The sequence below is a fragment of the Streptomyces sp. NBC_00080 genome, from assembly GCF_045041255.1.
In the GTDB taxonomy this organism is placed as follows: domain Bacteria; phylum Actinomycetota; class Actinomycetes; order Streptomycetales; family Streptomycetaceae; genus Streptomyces; species Streptomyces coriariae.
Genome location: NZ_CP108235.1, coordinates 810,081 through 830,567, shown reverse-complemented (window position 1 = coordinate 830,567; position 20,487 = coordinate 810,081). Strand labels below are relative to the sequence as shown.

Here is a 20,487-nt window from a genome sequence, read left to right as displayed (position 1 = left end):
TCATTCACTCTGTGAGTCGGCTGTCGGGCACTCAGGAAGGCAGGAGCCGTGGACGAGCAAGGCGCGAGGAACCTTCGGCGCAGGGACTTACTGAAGGGCATGGCGGCGGTCGGCGGGACGGCCGCGGCGGGCGGTCTCGGGGGTTCGCTCCTGACCGCCGGGACCGCCGCGGCGGCGACGGCGGGGAACCTTCAGACGCTGCAGCAGAAGTTCGTGGACATGCGGTTCGGCATGTTCATCCACTACAACATGGGTACCTACCACGATGCCGAGTGGGTGTCGCCCGGCCGGGACCCGTTGTCCTTCAACCCGACCAAGCTCGACTGCGGTCAGTGGGCCGCGGCGGCGAAGTCGGCGAAGATGACCTACGCAATCCTCACCACCAAGCACCATGACGGCTTCTGCCTGTGGCCCACGAAGCAGACGAGCTACAACGTCGTGAACAGCTCCTACAAGCAGGACGTGGTGCGCAAGTACGTCGACGCCTTCCGGGCCGCGGGTGTGGAGCCGTGGATGTACTTCTCCATCTGGGACCGCAACCAGGGAATCTCCTCCGGCTCCGTCTCCCGGGCCGACATCGACTTCATCAAGGCCCAGCTCACCGAACTGCTCGACGGCACCTACGGCACTATCCCGGTCATCGTCTTCGACGGCTGGGCCTGGCAGGCGGGGCACCGGCAGATCCCGTACGGGGAGATCCGCGAGCACATCAAGGCGATGCAGCCGAACATCCTCATCGTCGACATCAACGGCCACAGCGAGCCCTGGGAGCAGGACATCCTCTTCTACGAGGAGCCGCTCGGTGTCAAAGCTCCGGCCGGCAACACCTACGCCAGCTGCCAGGGACAGACCATCACCGGCGGCTGGTTCTGGCATCCCTCGACGCCGACCGCGACACCACTGTCGGTGAGCAGCATCGTCGACAGCCATCTGAAGGTGTTGGAGCCGATCCACTGCACCTTCATCCTCAACTGCCCGCCGAACCCGGACGGGTTGCTGGACACCAACATCGTGAACCGCCTCGCCGAGGTGGGTGCGGCGTGGGCCCCGAACACCTCCCGGCCGGCGCTGCCCGCGCAGAAGGACGTCCTCCTGCACGCGGTCACCCCGGCGGCCGTCACCGCCACCAGCGGCACCGCAGCCAACGCCGTGGACGGTCTGATCGACCACCCCAAGGGCACCAACTTCCAGTCCCTGTGGCAGACCACGGGTTCGCTGCCCCAGTCCCTCACCCTCGACCTGGGCGCCACCTTCGCCCACCTCGACACCCTCGAATACCTGCCCCGGGAGGACAAGGACAGCGCCGGGGCGTACGTCACCACCGGCGACATCACCTCGTACGAGATCCACACCAGCACCGACGGCAGCACCTTCACCCGGGCCACGTCCGGCACCTGGGCGGGGGACAAGACCGTCAAGCAGGCCCGGTTCGGCGCGGTGAGCGCCCGATATGTGCGTCTGGTGGCCGTGAACACGGTCGGCGGCAGCATCGCCGTGGCCAGCGAGGTCAACTGCGGCGGCATCGCGGCGAAGCCGACCTCCTCGCTCACGGTGCCGGTCCAGACGCCCGTCCTGCCGGGCAGTGACAAATCCCTCTCGCTGACCCCGGCCCTGGCCGCCCTCGACAATGGCGGTATGAAGCTGGAGAACAGCCCGGCGAACATCGGCTACTGGGCCAGCTCAAGCGACAACGCCACCTGGCGGGTACGTTTCGACGCCCCCGGCACCTACACGGTGACCGCCACCGTGGCCGCGACCGCCGCCTCCCGGTTCGTCCTGGACGCGGGCATCGGCTCCGCCGCGATCGTGGTCCCCAGCACCGGTTCCTGGTCGACCTACACCACGGTCACCACCACCATCACCGTCCCGGAATCCGGCTACCGCACCGTCAGTCTGCGCCCGGACAAGTCCATCACCTGGCAGTCGGTGAACGTCCGCGGCATCACCCTCACCCCGGGTGCCGACGGTGCGCTCTCCCTCACGGCCGCCACCGCCACGCTCACCGGCAGCGCGATCAAACTGGAGAACGACCCGCCCGACATCGGCTACTGGACCAGCCCGAGCGCCACCGCCTCCTGGACCGTCACGTTCCCGGCCGCGGGCACCTATGTCGTACGAGCACGGGTCTCGGCCGGTTCCGGAGCCACCGCCTTCACGCTCGACACCGGGGCGGGCAGCACCACGGTGCCGGTGCCACGAACCTCCGGCTGGGGTGACTACACCACCGTCCAGGGCACGGTCACGGTCTCCGGCGCGGGCAGCCGAACAGTGGTGATCAAGCCGGTGAACGCGTCGACCTGGCAGGCCATGAATCTGCAGTGGGCCGACCTGAAGCTGTCCCACTGACCTCGCGCTTTCACGAGACGAGCTGTCCGGCTGGTGTCCAACCTCGAGCTTTCGCGCGCCCAGCAGACTTGGAGGTCTTCGTGATGTAGCCGACCTTGAGTCGTAAGCTCGTTGTTGCCTGCCGGTGGAAGTCAGGCCCGGGCAGATGTCAGGAGGCGGTCAGGGTGGGCTCCCCCTCACCTCGCCCCTGTGCGTCCAGGCGCCGTTCATGCTCGTCGGCTGCTTCACGCTGGCCGCATCCGCGCGTCCGCGCCCGCAAGTTTGTCCAGGCCGAACACGTACCTGGTGCCGTCGCCCGTTGTGACAGTCCAGTACTCACCGTTGTCGTCCCCGTTGTCCGCGCCCGAGGACCGAGTCACCTTCGAGGCGTCATCGTCCTCCAGTCGCCACTGGCCGCTGCCGTCGTCCTTGACCGGTCGGCTTGCCTTGCCGTTCAGAACAAGGCTCGCATTGTCGTACTTCCAGCAGCGGTCGAACATGTCGGTGTGACCATCGTCGTCACAGGAGCCGTAGGAGCGTTCAATGTAGGACTCGGTGAGCGTGAAACCCTCACCGACCGCCGAGCCCTGGTTGTTGGTCGTGGCGGTACGGCCATCGACGCTGCCTGAGTCGTACGACAGCGACGGTGCGGGCGCCGGGCCTGCCGCCGCGGGCGGCATCGAGAAGCCGTACGACCAGGTGAAGGACCCCGAACTGCCGCCTGCCTGCCACGACGAGGACTCCGAGAGCGGTGTCGATGAGTAGGCTCGCCTTCGGTGGCGCCGGGCGGCCTCTGCCGGTGCTCGGGGCGCGCTCACCGGTGTTGCGCGCCGGGGGATCCGACGCGCCGGGCAGTCGACGGTGCGGCGGCCGGGCTCAGAATCGTCGGGGGCAGAGTCGATGTGATCGAAGTTTCCGCACTGACGACGAAGCAGTACGTGGACCCTCCCGCGCTCCCGCACGCCCCCTCCCAGTCCCTGGCAGCGATAGCCGATGCGCAGGACGATCGTGAAGGAACGCAACGCAGCCACAAGGCCAGTTCCTCGGCCGGCACAAGGAGAAGCGGCGCGGAGAAGAAGCAGGAGCTGCGCAAGCAGCGCAGGCGGCTGCAGGACGCCGGACGCCGCTGCTTCGGAGAGTCGTACCGAAGAACCGTCACACGTGGGTCGTCCGCATCAGGTGTGGAGAGGAGTGAAGTGGTCCAGCCGGGTACATCAGCGGTCGGGCATGCACCGCTGACAGCACAATGGTCAGTTCGTGAAGGCAAGACCGTGGGTCGCGGCGATCTGTCCCGGGGCGTACCCGGCGTGCAGGTTGACCGGGTTGCCGTCCACGTTCCTTACCTTGAGGGACACGCGCGTCTGGGTGCAGCCGCCCAACTGGGCCTTGTCGAGGTGAAGGGTGTTCGCGGCTGTCTGGTGATGCTTGGCGGTGGAGATGTTCCACCTTGCCACCGGGCCGACGATCGGGCCGCCGCACCTGCTTCCGTCCGGGTTCTGCGGCTGGGCCTCGATCCACGTCTCGGCCTGCGTTCCGCTGTAGGCGGTCGAGCCGCCGCCGCAGATCGTGGAGCCGGGGGCGCAGGTGGTCAACGCCGCGTCCTGCACCACCGTGACGTCGTCGCCGCTGCCGGGCGTGTAGGTGTATCCGAGGGTGGTCTGCGTAACCCCCCGCGCGATCACCGTGGTGTCGGCGGCCGGCAGCGTCCAGCGCGCCGTCGACGCGTACGTGCCCCGAGCCAGTTCGACACCAGCGGGAACCCGCATCGTCACGCTGCGCCCGTTCTGGATGATCGTCGAGTAACTGGTGACCGACAGACGGCAGTTGTACGTCCCCGCACTGGGCGCGGTGAACACCCAGCGCAGAGCGGGAGCCGCTGAGTTCTCTCCGGGGGGCACCATGTTCGCCGCCCAGTACGCCCCGGCCTCCGAGTCGGCAGGAAGTGCCGTGCCGTCGGAGTGGCGGCACCGCACCGCCGCGGTGGTTCCGACATTGTCCCCGCTGCCCAGGTTCGACACGCTCACCACCGAAAGGTTCCGCGACCACAGATAGGACCTCTCTCCTGCCGCCGCGGTGAATACCACGTCGGTCCCCGGTATGTCCCGATACGCCGCCGCATTGCGCGTCACCTCGTAGTCAAAGGTCGACGAGGCCGCCGAAGCCGACGAGGTGAGCGCCGGCGAGCCCCCGACGAACAGAACGAGCGATACGGCTGCTGCCGCACGGGTCCGCTTCCACATCGTGATGCTCCTGATTTTGTTGTTCCGGTCCCGGTTCTCGGGTCCTCGGTCGGTGGGGTCGGCTTGAGCGCCGGATAAGAAAGGGACTGCATGACGTCTCTGGCCGGCGTTCGGCAATCCGCAGTCCCGACGCTGGTTGCCGGCAGGCCTGATGGTGGCCGTGGGAGCGTCGGCAGTTACGGCCGTCGACCTGACACTCGTGAGCCGCGCTCGTCGTTGCATCCCACCCCGCGATGACGGAGCTCGCACAGCGCGATCAAGAACTCCAGGCCCACCCTTAGCCAAGAATGTTTCGTGCCCTCCCGCGGTGGATCCAACTACGAACGACATCGTGAACATCCCGGGGCCACTGCCGGAACTTCCCCGGACCGAAATGATCTCTGCGTGCAAGGATGTGGACGAGATCGAGCGTCAGAGGCCATCCGGGGGGAACCCAATGATCGGGACCGTGTTTCGGAGCGAGGATCTGCCTGCCGAAGACCGGTTCGACGTCTGGCGTGAACTGATCGACCCGACACGCCCGAGCGACGCGACCAGCATCCACGCCTCCGACTTCTGGGCGACGGCCCATCTCATGGATATGGGCCCGGTGGCGGTTATGCCGATGTCCGCCTTGCCGGCAGACTACCGGCGAAGCCCGAAGATGATCCGCCAGTCCGACCCCGAGCGGTATCACCTCACACTGTTGCTCGATGGAGGGCTGGCTCTCGAACATGCCGCTCGGAGTGACGTGTTCGGCTCGATGGACCTGCACGTCGTCGACAGCTCCCAACCATATGACCTGCGAGCCACGGACGATCCGCAGCGTCGTGCGGTCAAGGGGATCGGGATGGATTTCCCCAAGGCGTCACTGCCCATGCCGCCGCACCGAATCCAGCCATTGCTGGGCAGGAGGCTGCCAGGCCAGGAGGGCGTCGGCGCGATACTGACGGAGTTCCTCATCAACGTTGGCCGACAGGCCGAAATCCTCCAGCCGTGCGACGCGCCCCGCCTTGGTACGGTACTACTCGATCTTGTGTCCGCATGGTTCGCCTCCCTGGTGAACGCGGAGCCCACGCTGCCGCCCGAGACTCACCGGCGGGTCACGGCCGAACGTGTCCAGGCATTCATCTGGAAAAACCTGCGCGACCTGGAACTGACACCGTCGGCGATCGCCGCCGCGCACCACATCTCTCTCAGTTATCTGCACCGGATCTTTCAGCAGTCGCCTGGAGAACCCGTCGCCACCTGGATCCGCAACCGGCGGCTGGAGGGCGCCCACCGCGACCTGGCCAACCCGGCCTTGCGTAACCGGCCGATCCACGCCATCGCCGCCTACTGGTGCTTCCCCCGCGCTTCCGACTTCGCCCGCGCCTTCCGCAGCGCCTACGGGCTCTCACCCCAGCAGCACCGGTCGCAGGCACTGTCCGAGCACGTCAGGACGTAGACGTTTCCATCTACTTCTGCGAGCCCGCCAGCCCCTGGCAACGCGGTTAGAACGAGAACACGAATGGCTTGCTGCGCCAGTACTTCCCCAAGAGCACCGGCCTGTCCGTCTTCGGCGCCGAGGACGCTGCACGATACGCGACAACCGGTGCGTACATGCGCGCTGGCGCCTAGCCGACCCTTGACCAGGTGCGAGGGCGCATATCTCCCCTTGTCAGCCCCTGTCCCAGCCGCCGGTCAGGTCACGGACAAGGGGGTGTGTGATAGAGGCGCGAGGCCGGAACCTGTGCGCACCATGCGCGACTGCAGTGCGGGTAGTGCGCACGATGTGGCGCACCAGCCGGACCTGGTGCGCCACATCGGATGAATGCGCCGCAAGGCATCGGCCGGTGTGGTGCGCGCCGACTGCGCACCCGGTGCACCGTGCGCCTCGTCGGCCCGGCTCAGGGCGGCGGTCTCCAGCTGCTCCTGGATGTCCGCGACATCCTGGCCGTCCTCGCTGAGGATTTCCTCGACGAAGCGAACGATGCCCGGCACCGAAGCCGGGCACAGGTCGTCCTCGGGGCGCAGCGTGGTGAGGAAGGGCTGCCCACGCCACGTGTTGGAGCCGGGTTCGTGGGAGGTGGCAGCTCCTGTCTATCGCGCTCCACCCGTGCATACGACGCCACTAGCCCCGAAAGTCGTGCTGCCGGTATTGGAGCTGGATCCACCGGGGCTGATGGTTCCGTCCAGCACGATGGTGCTGCTGTTGATTCGGTGGAACACCTCGGCCTTCACCGGAAGATTGTTGACGTACGAACGGACACCGTTCTGGAACCCGTTGCCGAAGGACGCCAGGTCGAAGCAGAGCTTGGTGCTGGCGCTGGTGAAGGTGAGAGATGTGAAGTTCGTGCCCTCATACAGGCAGAGCTTTCCAGAAGGGCACCCTCCAATAGCCGCCGCAGGGGTAGCCGTTGTCGCTATGCCGGCAAATGCCAGGGCAAGCGTGGAAAGTGTCACCGCTGACTTGCGCCGCAGATTCATGGATTTCCTCCGTGTCTGGTCGATAGCCGCGTCAGGAACGAGTTCGCAGGCCATGGACAAACTGGGCTGACAGCGCGGCCCCGATTTCCGAGCCGGCGCTTGATCAAGGATGCCCAAGTGCCGTGCTGCCGCGTTGGCAATGCGTGCACTCTTCGGAGGCGTTGCGTCTACTTCACAAGGCCCCGCGCAGTAGCCATGACGCTTGGAGGGGGTTTGTTGGTGTACGGGTAGGCGGGCGCGAGCCGATCCAGACCTCGGGCACCTTCAGCTCCTCTGCCAAGCGGGTGACGGAAGCGCTCACGCTGGAGCACATCCTCCGATCCGGACGGAGCTTCGCCCTTGCTGTCAGCCCGCCGGGGGCATGGAGCCGATCGTGATGCCACATACGGACAGATCGTGAGGGCAAGGGGCGGTCAAGTGACGTAACGGGCACAGTGCGTTCGCCCGCACCTACGGTGCCAAGTTCCCGAAGGCCGTTTCGCGAGGATCACCGACGATGCGGACGAGCTGCTGGCCTTTACCGGGTGTCCCTGCAGGAGCCGGAGGTCCTGCTGGTCTCAGGCGGGCACCGAGTCCTGCACCTGCGACTGGTACCTCGACCTCGAATGGTCCTCGCAGGGCCGCAGCGGCACGGTGCGCATCGACGACCACGGCCGCCCGTTCCGGACCACCAGCATCAAGAGGCTGCCCCACTACTGGTACCGCGGCCCCGCCGGCTGGGTCCCCATGACCACCGCCGCCGACGGCGAGGCGGAAACCGGCGGCTGACGGGCGACATCGGCCGCATCCGATGGCCGGCCGGCACGGCGCGGGTCGTCCCCGCGTCCCGGAACGGCATCCCAGGCCTCCCTGTTCGCGCAGGTCAACGCAGGTGGGACGGTCCCGCTGTCCCGGATACGGGGGCAGCTGTTGCCAGGGGTCCGCGGCGTCCAGGAATCTGTGGATGTCGCATCGGCCGAGGCGGCACGACCGTCCCGCCGGCAGCACGACGACCACCTCCCTGCGCTTGTGCACCGGGACACCCCTGTGCCCGGGCGGCGTGCGGCGCCTCGCACCACCCGCCGCCCCACGACGCAGGAAACACCTGCGCTCTGAACCTGAGAAGGAAGCCACCACATGAACAGGAACACTCCCGCACGCCGTCGTCCGGCCCGCCGCGTGGCCGTCGCCGCCGGCCTCGTCCTGGCCCTCGGGCTCGGTGCGGCGGCGCAGGCCTCCGCCGCTCCGCAAACCGCCGACGCTCCGGTCAGCGCTTCTGCCCCGTCCACCGCGCTGTCCGACTCGGGCGCGCCGCTGTCCGGCCGCCAGATGGTCCGGGTGCTGAAGTCCCTGCTGCCCAAGGGCGCGAAGATCTCCGACGAGCAGAGCCAGGAAGGCTACGCCGCCCTGGTCTGGGACGACGGCCGCGGAAAGAGCATGATCGGGGTGAACGCCCAGCACGACATGGGCGACGTCATGGACGGGCTCATGGGCTGCGAGGGCGAGTACATCGCGTGCCAGGCCCTGACCCTGGCCGACGGCACCCAGGTGAAGCGGGCCAAGCGGGCATCGGAGAAGGGCGGCTCCGCCGTGGTGTGGCTGGTCGACACCCTCCACCCCGACGGCCGCCGGGTCATCGTCCAGGAAGTGAACTCCTACGCCGAGGGCGGCCCGGTGACGAGGCCGAAGCCCCCGCTCACGCTCGACCGCCTCCAGACCATCGCGCTCGACTCCCGCTGGGCGGGCTGACCGGATCGCCGCTCGGACGCGGTGTGCTCACACGCCATCGCAGAAAGGGCGCTCGACCGCTGCTTCCCCGCAGGTGCCTGTGCCGAGAGCGACGGCATCACCAAGTGCGGGAAGCGGTGCGTGAACTGACGTGTCCCGGCGGCGAGGCACCGTAGCGGTGCCCCACCGTGTGACCGCATCCTGCAAGGCCGCCGTCCGTCCCACGTGGGACGGACGGCGGCCTTGCAGGCATGTGTCGCAAGCGTGAATCTGCGGGTCGACAGCACGGAAAACGTGCGACGATTCGTCGGCCAACAGAGCCACGAGCGGGAACGAAGGACGATGGAATACTTCAATCTGGATGCACAGGTCGGCAACCTGCCAGACGTCCTTTCCCCTGCTCGATACCTGGAGCACCTGCCGTCGCTGGCTGACGATCTGCCGGCCGGGGCCCGGGGATTCGCCGCTGCGCCAGAGCACTACGACTTCTCCGGCAAGCGGTGTGTGAAGGATCTGGAGGTCCAGCACATCCGCGGTGTCGGAGCTGATGACCGGCAGATGGAGATCCAGTTCCGGCACAACTGCTGGAAGCACGACGAAGACCTGGTCATCCGCTACATAGGTGTCTCCAGCTTTGATGGCGGAAGCATCGAGGCCAATGACTGGTCGACCGTCGGGACGGTAATCCTCGACGAGGTCCTGCCCCACCAGAACGGTTGCAGTCACGAGATCGCGTTCTGGAACGGTTCACTCACCGTCGTCTGCCGTGACCTCGTCGCGACCTGGATCGCAGCTGACTGCCCCGACAACTCGTAGACCAGCAAGTCCCCTTCAATCACAGCCAACCCGCACGCCGAGGTAAACGGCAAGTTGATTCGTCCAGCTGTCAGTTCAAGGCCCAGAGGCCCCTCGCGTGCCCGATCAAGATGATGCTTCAGTGGCGTCATCGCGGTGACCGGCCCCCTCACCGGCTGTGTCCTGTCCCGCAGGGAGCGTCGAGTCGGATGATGGCACCGCAGCTCTCTGACCAGCGTGTTTTGCGTGCAATGTGGCGTGATCATGCTCACTTGACCTTGTGAAACCTTGTGGATGTCTTGTGATTTGTTTGGAGATCCTTTAGGAATTGCCCACTCGTGATCTTTTGGGTGGGGGGATTCCGTGCGTCCGGCACGTCCGCTGGTTCTTGCTGTTGTCTTCGTCCTGGCGGTGTTGGCCGGGACGGAGCAAGTAGCTTTCGCTGTAGGTCAGTCCGCGGGTGTCGGTTCCGGGGAAGCTCCTGACCAGCGCTGGGGTTCCGCTGCGGGACGGGGCCACACCGCCTCCGCGCAGGCGACGGACGCCTCCGCGAAAGGCGGGCGCGACGGGGCACTCCACGGGCGGGGCGAACTCCCGGCCGAGCAGGCCGCCGGCGTCACGCGTCTGCCCAGCACCGCCCGGATACCCCAGCCCGGACCGGCCGTCGAGGTCGAGGCGCCAGGAGCTGTCACTTCGCAGGGCTTCGACGCCAAGCGCAGCAAAGAGGTGGTGGGGGAGCGTTCAGAGCGAGAGCGCACCTATTTCAACCCGGACGGCACGTACACCACCCGCTTCTACACCGAGCCCGTCAACTTCCTTGCCAAGGACGGCAGCTGGAAGCCCATCGACACCACTCTCGTACCCCAGGAGTCATCAGGACCCAGCACGATGAGCGCGGGCGAGGAGGGCTGGGAGACCGGGTCGACCGAGGCGCAGATCGAGTTCGCCGGAACGGCCGACGCCGACCCGGTGGTGCGGATGCAGGTCGACGAGGGGGTCTCCGTCGGCTACGGCGTGGACGACGCCCACCCTGTGGCGGGGCAGGCCGAGGACAGCACCCTCACCTACGAGAACGCGCGTCCCAACGCGGACGTGGAGTTCATCGCGGGCAGCGACTCGGTCAAGGAGACCCTGGTCCTCAAGGACGCTGCCGCGCCCGCCGAGTGGCGCTTCCCCCTGGAGCTAGAGGGCCTTACCGCGCAGCTCGACGCCCACGGCAACGTGGTGTTCGTCGACGCCGAGGGCGCCGTCCGCGCCTGGACCCCCGCCGGCTGGATGCAGGACTCGAACCTCGCCCCCGACTCCAACGAGGGCGTGATCTCCTCCGGCGTCACCTACAGCCTGACTGTGGAGGACGGTCGACAGATCCTGGTCGTCAAGCTCGACAAGGGCTGGCTGTCCGCGCCCGAGCGGGTCTTCCCCGTACGTGTCGACCCGTCGGTGCAGAGTGTGGCCGCCACCTCGGGCACGTACGTGGAGTACCCGTACACCACCAACTTCGCCTCGGACACGGTCCTGAAGGTGGGCACCTACGACGCCGGCAGTCACAAGGCGTCGGCGTTCCTGCGCTTCGCGGGGCTCGAGACGACCCTGAAGAACGCCTGGGTGGTCAGTGCCAACCTCGCGCTGTACAACACCTGGTCGCAGTCGTGCACCGCCCGGCCGGTGACCGTGCACCCGATCACCTCGAACTGGGCCGAGTCCACGACGTCGAAGTGGCCTGGGCCCTCGACGGGTGCCTCGCTTGCGTCGAAGAGCTTCGCGCACGGCTGGCGGCCCTCGGGCACGGAGACATGGTCCTGCGGTGCCGCCTGGGAGACCATCAAGCTCGGCGCCGCCGGCCGCAAGCTGGTCGACGACTGGACGCACGCCCGCAAGAAGAACTACGGCCTGGCCGTGAAGGCGTCGGCCACCGACTCCAAGAGCTGGAAGCAGTTCGGCTCCGACGACTACCCGGGCGGCAAGCCGAGCCTGGACGTCACCTGGACCAAGTACGGCGCCGCCTACTCGCTCGGCGACTTCACCGCCCCGGTCACCGCCACCACCGAGGGCGTCGAGAAGGTCACCGTCACCAACCAGGGACAGGCGACCTGGCCCGCGAACGGCAACTACAAGCTGCGCTACAACCTGTTCGACGCGGCGGGCAAGGAGATCACCGACAGCACGAAGATCCGCTGGACGGCGATGCCGCAGGCCATCTCGCCCGGCGAGTCCATCACCCTGGACGCGAAGGTCGCCCCGCTGACACCCGCCACCTACACCGTCCAGTGGACCATGGAGGAAGTCGGCGTCAGCCGCTTCACCGCCGCCGGCGTACCGGGAGCGGCGGTCAGGCTCTCCGCGGTGAACATCCCACCGCAGCTCACGGCGGAATCGCCCGGCAGCGGCATCACCGTGAACACCCTCACCCCGACCCTGTGGGCCAAGGCCACCGACGCGGACCGCTATCCGAAGGCGGCCCTGCAGTACTCCTTCGAGGTCTGCGAGGTCGAGGGCAGCGACCTGCGCAAGAACTGCAAGACCGGCACGCGCGGCGACGGCCAGCAGTGGGCGGTGCCGTCCGGCTGGCTGTCCTGGGACAAGACATACGCCTGGTACGGATACGCCTACGACGGCTCCGCCACCTCCACCCGCCCCGGCGCCGCGCTGCTGACCACGCAGGTCCCGCAGCCTGCCGTGACCAGCCATCTCGGCGGCGCCGACGAAGGCAAGGAGATCGGCACCCGTGACGGTAACTACGTCACGGCCGCGACCGACGCCGCGCTGACCACAGTGGGTCCCGAACTGTCGCTGACCCGCACCTACAACTCCCTCGACCCGCGCAGCGGCGGAGCGTTCGGCACCGGCTGGTCCACTCGCTGGGACATGCAGCTGCGCGAGGAACCGGCCACCGCGTCGGTCCTCATCACCCTGTCCGACGGCTCGCAGGCCAGGTTCGGCAAGAACGCCGACGGCACCTACACCGGCCCCTCCGGCGGCTCACTCACCCTGGCCCGCCAGTCCACGGACTGGATCCTGCGGGAACGCTCCGGCGCCACCTACCGCTTCCTGGCCGACGGTGTCCTCACCAAGATCAGCGACGTCGCGGGCCGCAGCCAGAGCATCACCCACGAGAGCGCCACCGGCGGCCCGGTGAAGAAGGTGACGGACGACCTGTCGGGCCGCTCCCTGTCGTTCGGCTGGACCGGCCAGCACGTCAGCACCGTCACCACCAGCGCCATCGACGCCAACACACCAGGACTTGCCTGGTCGTACACCTACACCGGCGACCAGCTCACCAAGGTGTGCCCGCCGACGTCGACGACCAAGTGCACGATGTACGAGTACACCACCGGCTCGGTCTACCGCAGCGGCGTGCTGGACTCGTCCCCCACCTCCTACTGGCGGCTCGGCGAGGCCGAAGGCTCCGTGGCCGCCAGCGAGGCCGTCTCGCGCACCGGCCTGAACGACGCGGTGCACCGCGACACCCTGCTCGGCGCGAGCTCGGCGATCGGGGGCACGGCGGACACCTCCGCGGGCTTCGACGGCGTCGACTCGGTCGTCGAACTGCCGGCGGACACGCTGAAGACGTCCGCCTTCCCGACCATCGAGGTGTGGTTCAAGACCACCACGGCGGCCGGTGTGCTCGTCAGCTTCCAGAACGCCGATGTGGGGGAGAAGCCCACCACCGCGCTGCCCGTGCTCAACGTCGACGGTGCGGGCAAGCTGCGAGGACGCTTCTACCTCTCCGGCGGCGCGTCCGCGGTCCCCATCACCTCCCCGCAGGCGGTCACCGACGGCGCGTGGCACCACGCGGTGCTGACGGCCGCCGCCAACACCCAGAGCCTCTACCTGGACGGCGTGAAACTCGGCTCGATCAGCGGCGTCATCGCCGAACAGTCCCGCGAGTACGCCTTCGTCGGCGCCGGCTACGCCAACGGCGGCTGGATGGACATGGCCGCCGCCTGGTACCCGTTCACGGGCCAGATGGACGAAGTCGCCTTCTACGACCACACCCTGGACCCCGCCACCATCGCCGAGCACTACGCCGCACGCACCTCCGTCGGCCAGCTGACCAAGGTCACGCTGCCGTCGGGCCGACAGCACGCCACCGCGACCTACGACACCGTCAGCGGCCGCCTCACCGAGCACACCGACGACAACGGCGGCACCTGGAGGGTCTCCGCGCCCACCTACTCGACTTCCTCCTCCACCTACGCGGACACCATCCAGCGCAGCACCCCGACCGGCTACTGGCGCCTGGGCGAGCGCGGCGGCGCCGAAGCCGCCAGCCCCCTGGGCGAGGACCTGGCCGGCAGCTACCTGGACGGGACACACCTCGGCAGCGCGGGCATCTTCGCCGACGGCGACGACACCGCGGCGAGCTTCACCGGCGACGGCGCGGTCGAGATGCCGGCGGAGTCGCTGGGCACCAGCACCGCCATGTCGCTCGAGCTGTGGTTCAAGACAGCCGGCCCCGGCGTCCTGGTCAGCAACCAGGACGCCGACCTCGGCGACACCCCGGCCGGCTGGCGGCCCATGCTGCTGATCGACTCCGCAGGCAAACTCCGCGGCCGTCTCTCGGGCACCGGAACCAGCCTGCTGTCGAAGGAAACACTCACCGACGGCACCTGGCACCACGTCCTGCTCACCGGCAACGCCGGCATGCAGGCCCTGTTCGTGGACGGCGCCCTCCAGACCACCACGGCCACCGGCGTACCAGCCGACCGCTACGCCCACGTCTTCGTCGGCGGCGGCTACTCCTCGAGCGGCTGGGACGGCCAGGCCTCGGGCTACCGCAACTTCACCGGCCAGATCGACGAAGTCGCCTTCTACGACAAGCCGCTGGTGACCTTCACCCAGACCGCGGGCGTGTGGAAGTACGTCCCCGTGGCAGCGGGTCAGACGGACGCCCCCAACCAGCACATCCAGGCCCGCCGCAGCCTGGTCGCCGGGCGCGGCGACCAGTACGACGGCGTCGCGCTCGCCGATGCCCCGGCCGCCTACTGGCGCCTCGGCGAAGACGAAGGCACCGCCCTGGGCAGCGAGGTCGGCGGCCCCGGCATGAACGCCACCTTCCGCCCGGACACCGGCGCCACCTCGCAGCTCGACCAGAGCGGCGTGTTCGGAGCCGGCGACGACCGCGCTGTGAAACTCAGCGGCGGCGGCACCGTGCAACTGCCCGCGTCGACCCTGGCGGGCACCGCGGACATGTCCGCAGAGCTGTGGTTCCGCACCACCACCGCCTCGGGCGTCCTGCTCGCCTTCCAGAACGCGGCCGCTGGTCAGACACCCACCTCAGCCCTCCCGGTGCTGAACATCGATGGAGCGGGCAAACTGCGCGGCAGGTTCTATCTGACCGGTGGAGTGTTCCCTGCGCCCGTCACCTCGCCCAGCGCAGTCACCGACGGCGCGTGGCACCACGTCGTCCTGACCTCGGCCAGCACCACCCAGAGCCTCTACCTCGACGGCGTCAAACTCGGCTCCATCGACGGCGCGGTCGCCGACCAGAGCCGCACCTACGCCTACCTCGGCGGCGGCTACGCCAACGGCGGCTGGATGGACCTGCCCGCCGCCACCTACTACTTCAACGGCCAGCTCGACGAAGCCGCTCTCTACCGGGGCACCCTGACCGCTGATCAGGTCTCCGCCCACTACCGCGCCCAGGCCGAAGCCGCAGACTCCGGCCTGACCTCCACCGTCAAGGTCACCGACCCGCAGCAGCACACCAGCACCACCAGCTACGACGCCCTGCGCGGCCAGCGCGTGCTCGCGGCGAAAGACGCCACCGGCGCGCTCACCTCCTACGCCTATGACACGGCCGGCAACCTCCACACCGTCACCGACCCCAACGGCCACGCCACCGTCACCGGCCACGACGCGCGCGGCAACGTCGTCTCGAGCACGACCTGCCGGGACGCAGACTCGTGCTGGACGAGCTTCTCCTCCTACTACCTCAACGCCAGCGACCCGCTCGACCCGCGCAACGACAAACCGCTGACCCTCAGCGACCAGCGCTCGACCGACTACAAGGACACCCGCTACCGCACCCAGTACGCCTACAGCACCCTCGGCCTGCCCACCACGGTGACCCGCCCCGACTCCTCGGCCGCGACGACGACCTACACCGCGGGCACCGAGACTGCGGTCGGCGGAGGCACGGTCCCGGCCGGGCTGGTGCTGACCCAGACGACACCGGGCGGTGCGAAGACGTCGTACCGCTACTACACGAACGGAGACCTGGCCGAAGTCATCTCGCCCTCAGGGCTGGTGACGTCGTATACCTACGACGGCTTCGGCAGGAAGACCGCCGAGAAGCAGGTCTCTGACACCTTCCCGGCTGGCGTGAGTACCACTTACACCTACGACGCGGCCTCGCACATCGTCACCGAGACCGGCGCCGGCGTACAGAACGAGATCACCCAGGCCACTCACACGGCAGTGATCAGCCGCTCCTTCGACGAGGACGGCAACCTGCTGTCGGAGTCGACGAAGGACACCACCGGCGGCGACCCGGAACGTGCTGTCACCTACCACTACGACGCCCACGGTCTCAACGACAGCGCCACGGACGCCGAGCAGAACGCCACCCAGTACGAGCACGACGAACTGGGCCGGACCGTCGGCATGACCGACCCGGCGGGCACCCACGTCATGTACACCTACACGGCCGGCGACCAGCACGCCACCACGGTCCTGGACGACTGGACAGGCGATCCGTCCGGTACCACCAGAGACTTGACCCTGGTCTCCAACGCCTACGATCCGGCCGGCCGCCTGGCGTCCACCACGGACGCGATGGGCGCCACGACCGCCTACACCTACTACGACGACGGCCTCGCGGCCACGACCACCGCCAAGCAGGTCACCCAGACTGACGGCACCCGCCACGACATCGTGCTGGAGTCCGATACCTACGACCCGGCGGGCAACCTCACCAAGCAGGTCACCGGCGCCGGCACGACCACCCAGACCTTCACTGTCGACGCCCTGGGCCGCACCCAGACCAGTGTGCTCGACCCCTCCGGCCTGAACCGCACCGCCACCTACACCTACGACAGCGACGACCGCATCAAGGAACAGACCCAGACGATCTCCGCCACCAAGAAGCTCACCACGACCTCCGAGTACGACCCGGCGGGCAACGTCACCAAGCAGACCGTCACCGACGGCACCACCACCCACATCACCACCGGTACCTACGACGACCGCGGCTTGCCTTTGACGTCGGTCAGCCCGCGCGGCAACGTCACCGGAGCCGACCCGGTCGCGTACACCACCACCTACCGCTACGACGCGCTGGGCCGCCCGGTGCAGCAGACCGCTCCCGCCGTCCAGGCCGAGGAGAACGGCGCGGCAGCCACCACGGCAAAGCCGACCACGCTCACCGGATACAACACCTTCGGTGAGGCCACCGCCGCACGGGGCGCCCGCGGCAAGGTGACCCGCACCGAGGTCGACCGCCTCGGCCGCACCACCGCCGTCACCCTGCCCGACTACACCCCGCCCGGCGCCACGACCGCCCTGACGGCGACCGCGCGTACCACCTACACGGCGCTCGGCCAGCCGCAGACAGCGACGGACCCCCTGGGCCGCGTCACGCGCTACGCCTACGACCAGCTCGGGCAGCTGACCGCCCAGACAGACCCGGCCGCCGACGCCGCCGCAGCTGTCGCGGCAGAAACCGACTCAGACCTGCTCAACCCCGAGAGCGCGGACGGCGGCGGAGTCACCCGCACCACCTGGACCCCCACCGGCCTCCAGCTCTCGGTCACCGACCCGATGGGCGCACGCACCGAAGCCACCTACGACGAACTGGGCCGACAGCTGACGGCAACCACCGTCGAGCGCTACCCGACCAGCGCCAACCTGGTCAGCCGCTACACCTGGAACGACGCCGGCAACCAGACCGCGTCGACCACACCGGCGGGCATCACCACGACGAGCACCTACAACGCGGCCGGCGAGCCGAAATCGCTGACCGACCCGGTCGGCATCACCAAGTTCGACTACGACGGCCTGGGCCGCCAGACGGAGACCACGGACGCGACCAACCGCCGCACGACCACGGCCTACGACGCCCTCGGCGACATCACGGCCAGCACCGACTACGGCACCGGCACGACCGCCCTGCGCACGGCGGCCGCCGAGTACGACGCCGAAGGCAACCGTACGGCGGCGATCCCCGCCGGGAGCAAAGCCCGAGCGACATACGTGTACGACGCACTGGGCCGCACAACGACCCAGACCGAACCGGTCACCGCCACCACATCGATCACGACGACACTCGGCTACGACGCCGCAGGCAACCTCACCCGGCTGACGGACGGACGCGGCAACAAGACCGTCTACACCTTCAACAGTCTGGGCCTGCCCGAATCGACCATCGAGCCGTCCACGACCGCCCACCCGAACACCGCCGACCGCACGTGGACAACCGTCTACGACAAGGCCGGCCAGCCGGTAACCGAGCTCCTGCCGGGCGGAGTGAAGCGTGAGCGCACCTATGACGGCCTCGGCCGCCTGACGAGAGAGACAGGCACGGGCGCGGAGGCAACGACAGCGACCCGCACCCTCGGCTACGACCTGGCCGGCCGCCTGACCTCGATCGGCACCGCAGACGGCCTGACCCGCAACACCTACACCTACAACGACCGGGGCGCGCTGCTCACCGCCGCAGGCCCGGGCGGCACCTCCGCGTACGCCTACAACGCCGACGGCAGCATGACGCAACGCACCACCACGGCAGGCACCACCGGCTACACCTACGACGCCGCCGGCCGCATCGACACCGTCCAGGACTCGATCACCGGCAACAACGTCCTGTACGACTTCGACGCGGCAGGCCGCCCCAGCCTGGAGCAGTACGCCACCAGCCAGACGGGCACAGCGCCGTACACAGTCACCGCCAAGCGCACTTACGGCTACGACGAGCTGGGCCGCCTGAACACCGACGCCGTCACGTCGGCGGACGGTACGACGAGCGTGGCCTCCACGACGTACGGCTATGACCTGGACGACAATGTGGCGTCGAAGAAGACCACGGGCACGGCTGGCGCGGGCAGCAACACCTATACCTACGACTACGCGAACCGCATGACGTCCTGGACGAAGGACGCCACGGCAACCACGTCGTACGAGTGGGACGCGGCGGGCAACCGCACCAAAGCAGGCACGACGACGGCGACCTTCGACGCCCGCAACCGCCAGCTGACGGACGGCACGACGACCTACACGTACACCGCACGCGGCACCCTGTCCTCGACCAGCACTGGTGGTGGTACGGCCCGTTCCCTGACCTTCGACGCCTTCGAACGCAAGATCACCGACGGCGGCGCAACGTACGCATACGACTCTATGGACCGCGTCCAGACCCGAGGCTCGACGACCTTCACCTACGACGGAGGCTCCAACAACCTCGCCAGCGACGGCACGACCGACTACAACCGGGCCCCGGACGGCACCCTTCTCTCCCTCTCCACCGGTACCACCGACCAGTGGGCCCTGACCGACCAGCACACCGACCTGGTCGCCGGCCTGACCACGGACGGCAAATCGGTCAGCGGCTCGACCTCCTACGACCCCTTCGGCAAGGAGACGGCAACCAGCGGCACCACCCCCGCAGTCGGCTACCAGTCCGGCTGGACCGACCCGGCGAGCGGGGACGTCAACATGGCCGCCCGCTGGTATCAGCCGGGGACGGGGTCCTTCGGATCGCGGGACACATGGCAGCTGGACCCGGAACCCTCCGGAGAAGCCAACCGGTACGGCTATGTCAACGGCGGACCGCTGAACGGGACCGACCCCACGGGACACATACGGCAACGCGATATCGGAAGCGGAGTGGGCTCCACGGGAACCATGGGCTTCCGCGGCAGCAGCCGTTTCACCACCCGCCGCTCCTCATCCTCGCGTAGCCGCGCCAGCAGCAGTAGCACGGGGAGAGGAACCGCGAGCCGCGCACAAGCCCGCAAAATGCAGAGAGAGATGAACCTCGGCTCCAACCGCGGCCCCACCCGTTCGACCAACGGTCGGCCGCCGAAGGGCCCCGTCAAGGGGAAAGCCAGCGGGCGGCCGGTGAACGGAAAGCCCACCGCTCCCAGGCGTTCAACCCCCACAGCGAACCAAGGCAAGGGCACTACGGCTCCCCGGACGCCACGCCCGCCGCAAAACCCCAACAAGGGTCCGCGCCCCAAGACGGCACCCAAGCGATCCGTACCGAAAATGAAGGTGGACACGTCAAGCATTCTGAGGCAGTCCCTAGACTTGGCGGTGGAGGTGCAGGAAGCCGACTTCCTGAGTTTGGCGAATAGCACGGCCGAGACGTACACGCCAGAGGACGGGCTTAGTCTTGATGAACTTCAGGACTTTTTCCCCGAGTTGGACGTTGACCCTGACCTTGGCTACGGGGCTTCTGGAGCAGACCACAGCGCCCGGCGCACCCGTAGTTCCTGCTCCAGAGACCTGCCGTCCACAGATCCATCCTTCTATTACGCTCCAATGACTCGCTTTGGGTCGAATCCGGATGACTGCAGGGCTACTGGTGCAGTTGCCTATATGGACTCGTATGATCTTCGCCCCTGGCGGTTGGATCCGAAGTGGAAGCCTGCCGGGTTCTACGACCTGCCGATTGATAATCGTGCTGCGCTACACTTGATCGGCAACCAGATGGGTGGCGCTAACGATACTCTGCGAAACTTCGTGGCCGGCTATCAGACTCCAGCTAATTCCCCGCATATGAGGGGTTTGGAAGACGAGATTGCGAACGCAATGAAAGAGGGGCAGAGTATTGCTTTGGCGGTCATTCCCGTATATGGGGGGACGAATCCCGCAATACCTAACGAGATAAAGATGCGTGCGGTGGGGGATGACGGTTATCGCCTGAACTGTGTGATCCATAATCGAGCTGCGGGCGGCTACTCTTGCAGTGAAAGGTCCAGTGGTGGAAATCTCTCGGTTCCGTGATCTTCTTGGTCAGCCTCATGTTGGAGGC

8 protein-coding genes and 3 pseudogenes are annotated in these 20,487 nt (G+C 67.8%); 7 read left to right on the top strand and 4 right to left on the bottom strand.

The genetic code is table 11. The annotated features are described in order from the left end of the window. Positions 1–48 precede the first annotated feature (48 nt). Complete coding sequence (locus OHU34_RS03685) at positions 49–2,346, top strand: alpha-L-fucosidase (protein ID WP_405764672.1); 2,298 nt, start codon at positions 49–51, stop codon at positions 2,344–2,346. A gap of 239 nt (positions 2,347–2,585) precedes the next feature. On the opposite strand, the pseudogene OHU34_RS03680 reads toward OHU34_RS03685, so the two are convergent. Together OHU34_RS03680 and OHU34_RS03675 are read right to left on the bottom strand one after the other, a co-directional pair. Next, positions 2,586–3,089, bottom strand: a pseudogene (locus OHU34_RS03680) (hypothetical protein); the annotation flags it as partial. Between the two features lie 486 nt (positions 3,090–3,575). Beyond that, the gene (locus OHU34_RS03675; protein ID WP_405764669.1) at positions 3,576–4,349 is read right to left on the bottom strand and encodes a hypothetical protein; all 774 of its coding nucleotides are present in this window, start codon (positions 4,347–4,349) and stop codon (positions 3,576–3,578) included. A 652-nt stretch (positions 4,350–5,001) separates the two neighbouring features. On the opposite strand from OHU34_RS03675, the gene OHU34_RS03670 reads away from it, so the two are divergent. After that, positions 5,002–5,991, top strand: a complete 990-nt coding sequence (locus OHU34_RS03670; RefSeq protein ID WP_142268239.1) for a helix-turn-helix domain-containing protein — start codon at positions 5,002–5,004, stop codon at positions 5,989–5,991. A 2-nt stretch (positions 5,992–5,993) separates the two neighbouring features. Next, positions 5,994–6,131 (top strand): annotated as a pseudogene (locus tag OHU34_RS03665) (IS30 family transposase); the annotation flags it as partial. A gap of 96 nt (positions 6,132–6,227) precedes the next feature. Here OHU34_RS03665 and OHU34_RS03660 read toward each other — a convergent pair. Together OHU34_RS03660 and OHU34_RS03655 are read right to left on the bottom strand one after the other, a co-directional pair. Then, a complete protein-coding gene (locus OHU34_RS03660; protein ID WP_230193911.1) occupies positions 6,228–6,527 on the bottom strand; it encodes a hypothetical protein in 300 nt (99 codons plus the stop codon). Positions 6,528–6,626: 99 nt separating this feature from the next. Then, complete coding sequence (locus OHU34_RS03655; protein WP_142267730.1) at positions 6,627–7,013, bottom strand: peptidase inhibitor family I36 protein; 387 nt, start codon at positions 7,011–7,013, stop codon at positions 6,627–6,629. A gap of 518 nt (positions 7,014–7,531) precedes the next feature. On the opposite strand from OHU34_RS03655, the pseudogene OHU34_RS03650 reads away from it, so the two are divergent. From OHU34_RS03650 to OHU34_RS03635, 4 genes and pseudogenes are all read left to right on the top strand, one after another. Further along, positions 7,532–7,781 (top strand): annotated as a pseudogene (locus tag OHU34_RS03650) (transcriptional regulator); the annotation flags it as partial. 348 nt (positions 7,782–8,129) lie between these two features. Further along, positions 8,130–8,741, top strand: a complete 612-nt coding sequence (locus tag OHU34_RS03645) for a hypothetical protein (RefSeq protein ID WP_230193910.1) — start codon at positions 8,130–8,132, stop codon at positions 8,739–8,741. Positions 8,742–8,984: 243 nt separating this feature from the next. Continuing rightward, the gene (locus tag OHU34_RS03640; protein ID WP_405764665.1) at positions 8,985–9,536 is read left to right on the top strand and encodes a hypothetical protein; all 552 of its coding nucleotides are present in this window, start codon (positions 8,985–8,987) and stop codon (positions 9,534–9,536) included. Positions 9,537–9,878: 342 nt separating this feature from the next. Then, a complete protein-coding gene (locus OHU34_RS03635; protein WP_405764663.1) occupies positions 9,879–20,459 on the top strand; it encodes a LamG-like jellyroll fold domain-containing protein in 10,581 nt (3,526 codons plus the stop codon). The last annotated feature ends 28 nt before the right edge of the window (positions 20,460–20,487 follow it).

Excerpts from the sequence above, each read along its gene's own strand:
- OHU34_RS03645 (WP_230193910.1), top strand. The coding sequence starts at position 8,130 with ATGAACAGGAACACTCCCGCACGCCGTCGTCCGGCCCGCCGCGTGGCC.
- OHU34_RS03670 (WP_142268239.1), top strand. The coding sequence starts at position 5,002 with ATGATCGGGACCGTGTTTCGGAGCGAGGATCTGCCTGCCGAAGACCGG.
- OHU34_RS03655 (WP_142267730.1), bottom strand. The coding sequence starts at position 7,013 with ATGAATCTGCGGCGCAAGTCAGCGGTGACACTTTCCACGCTTGCCCTG.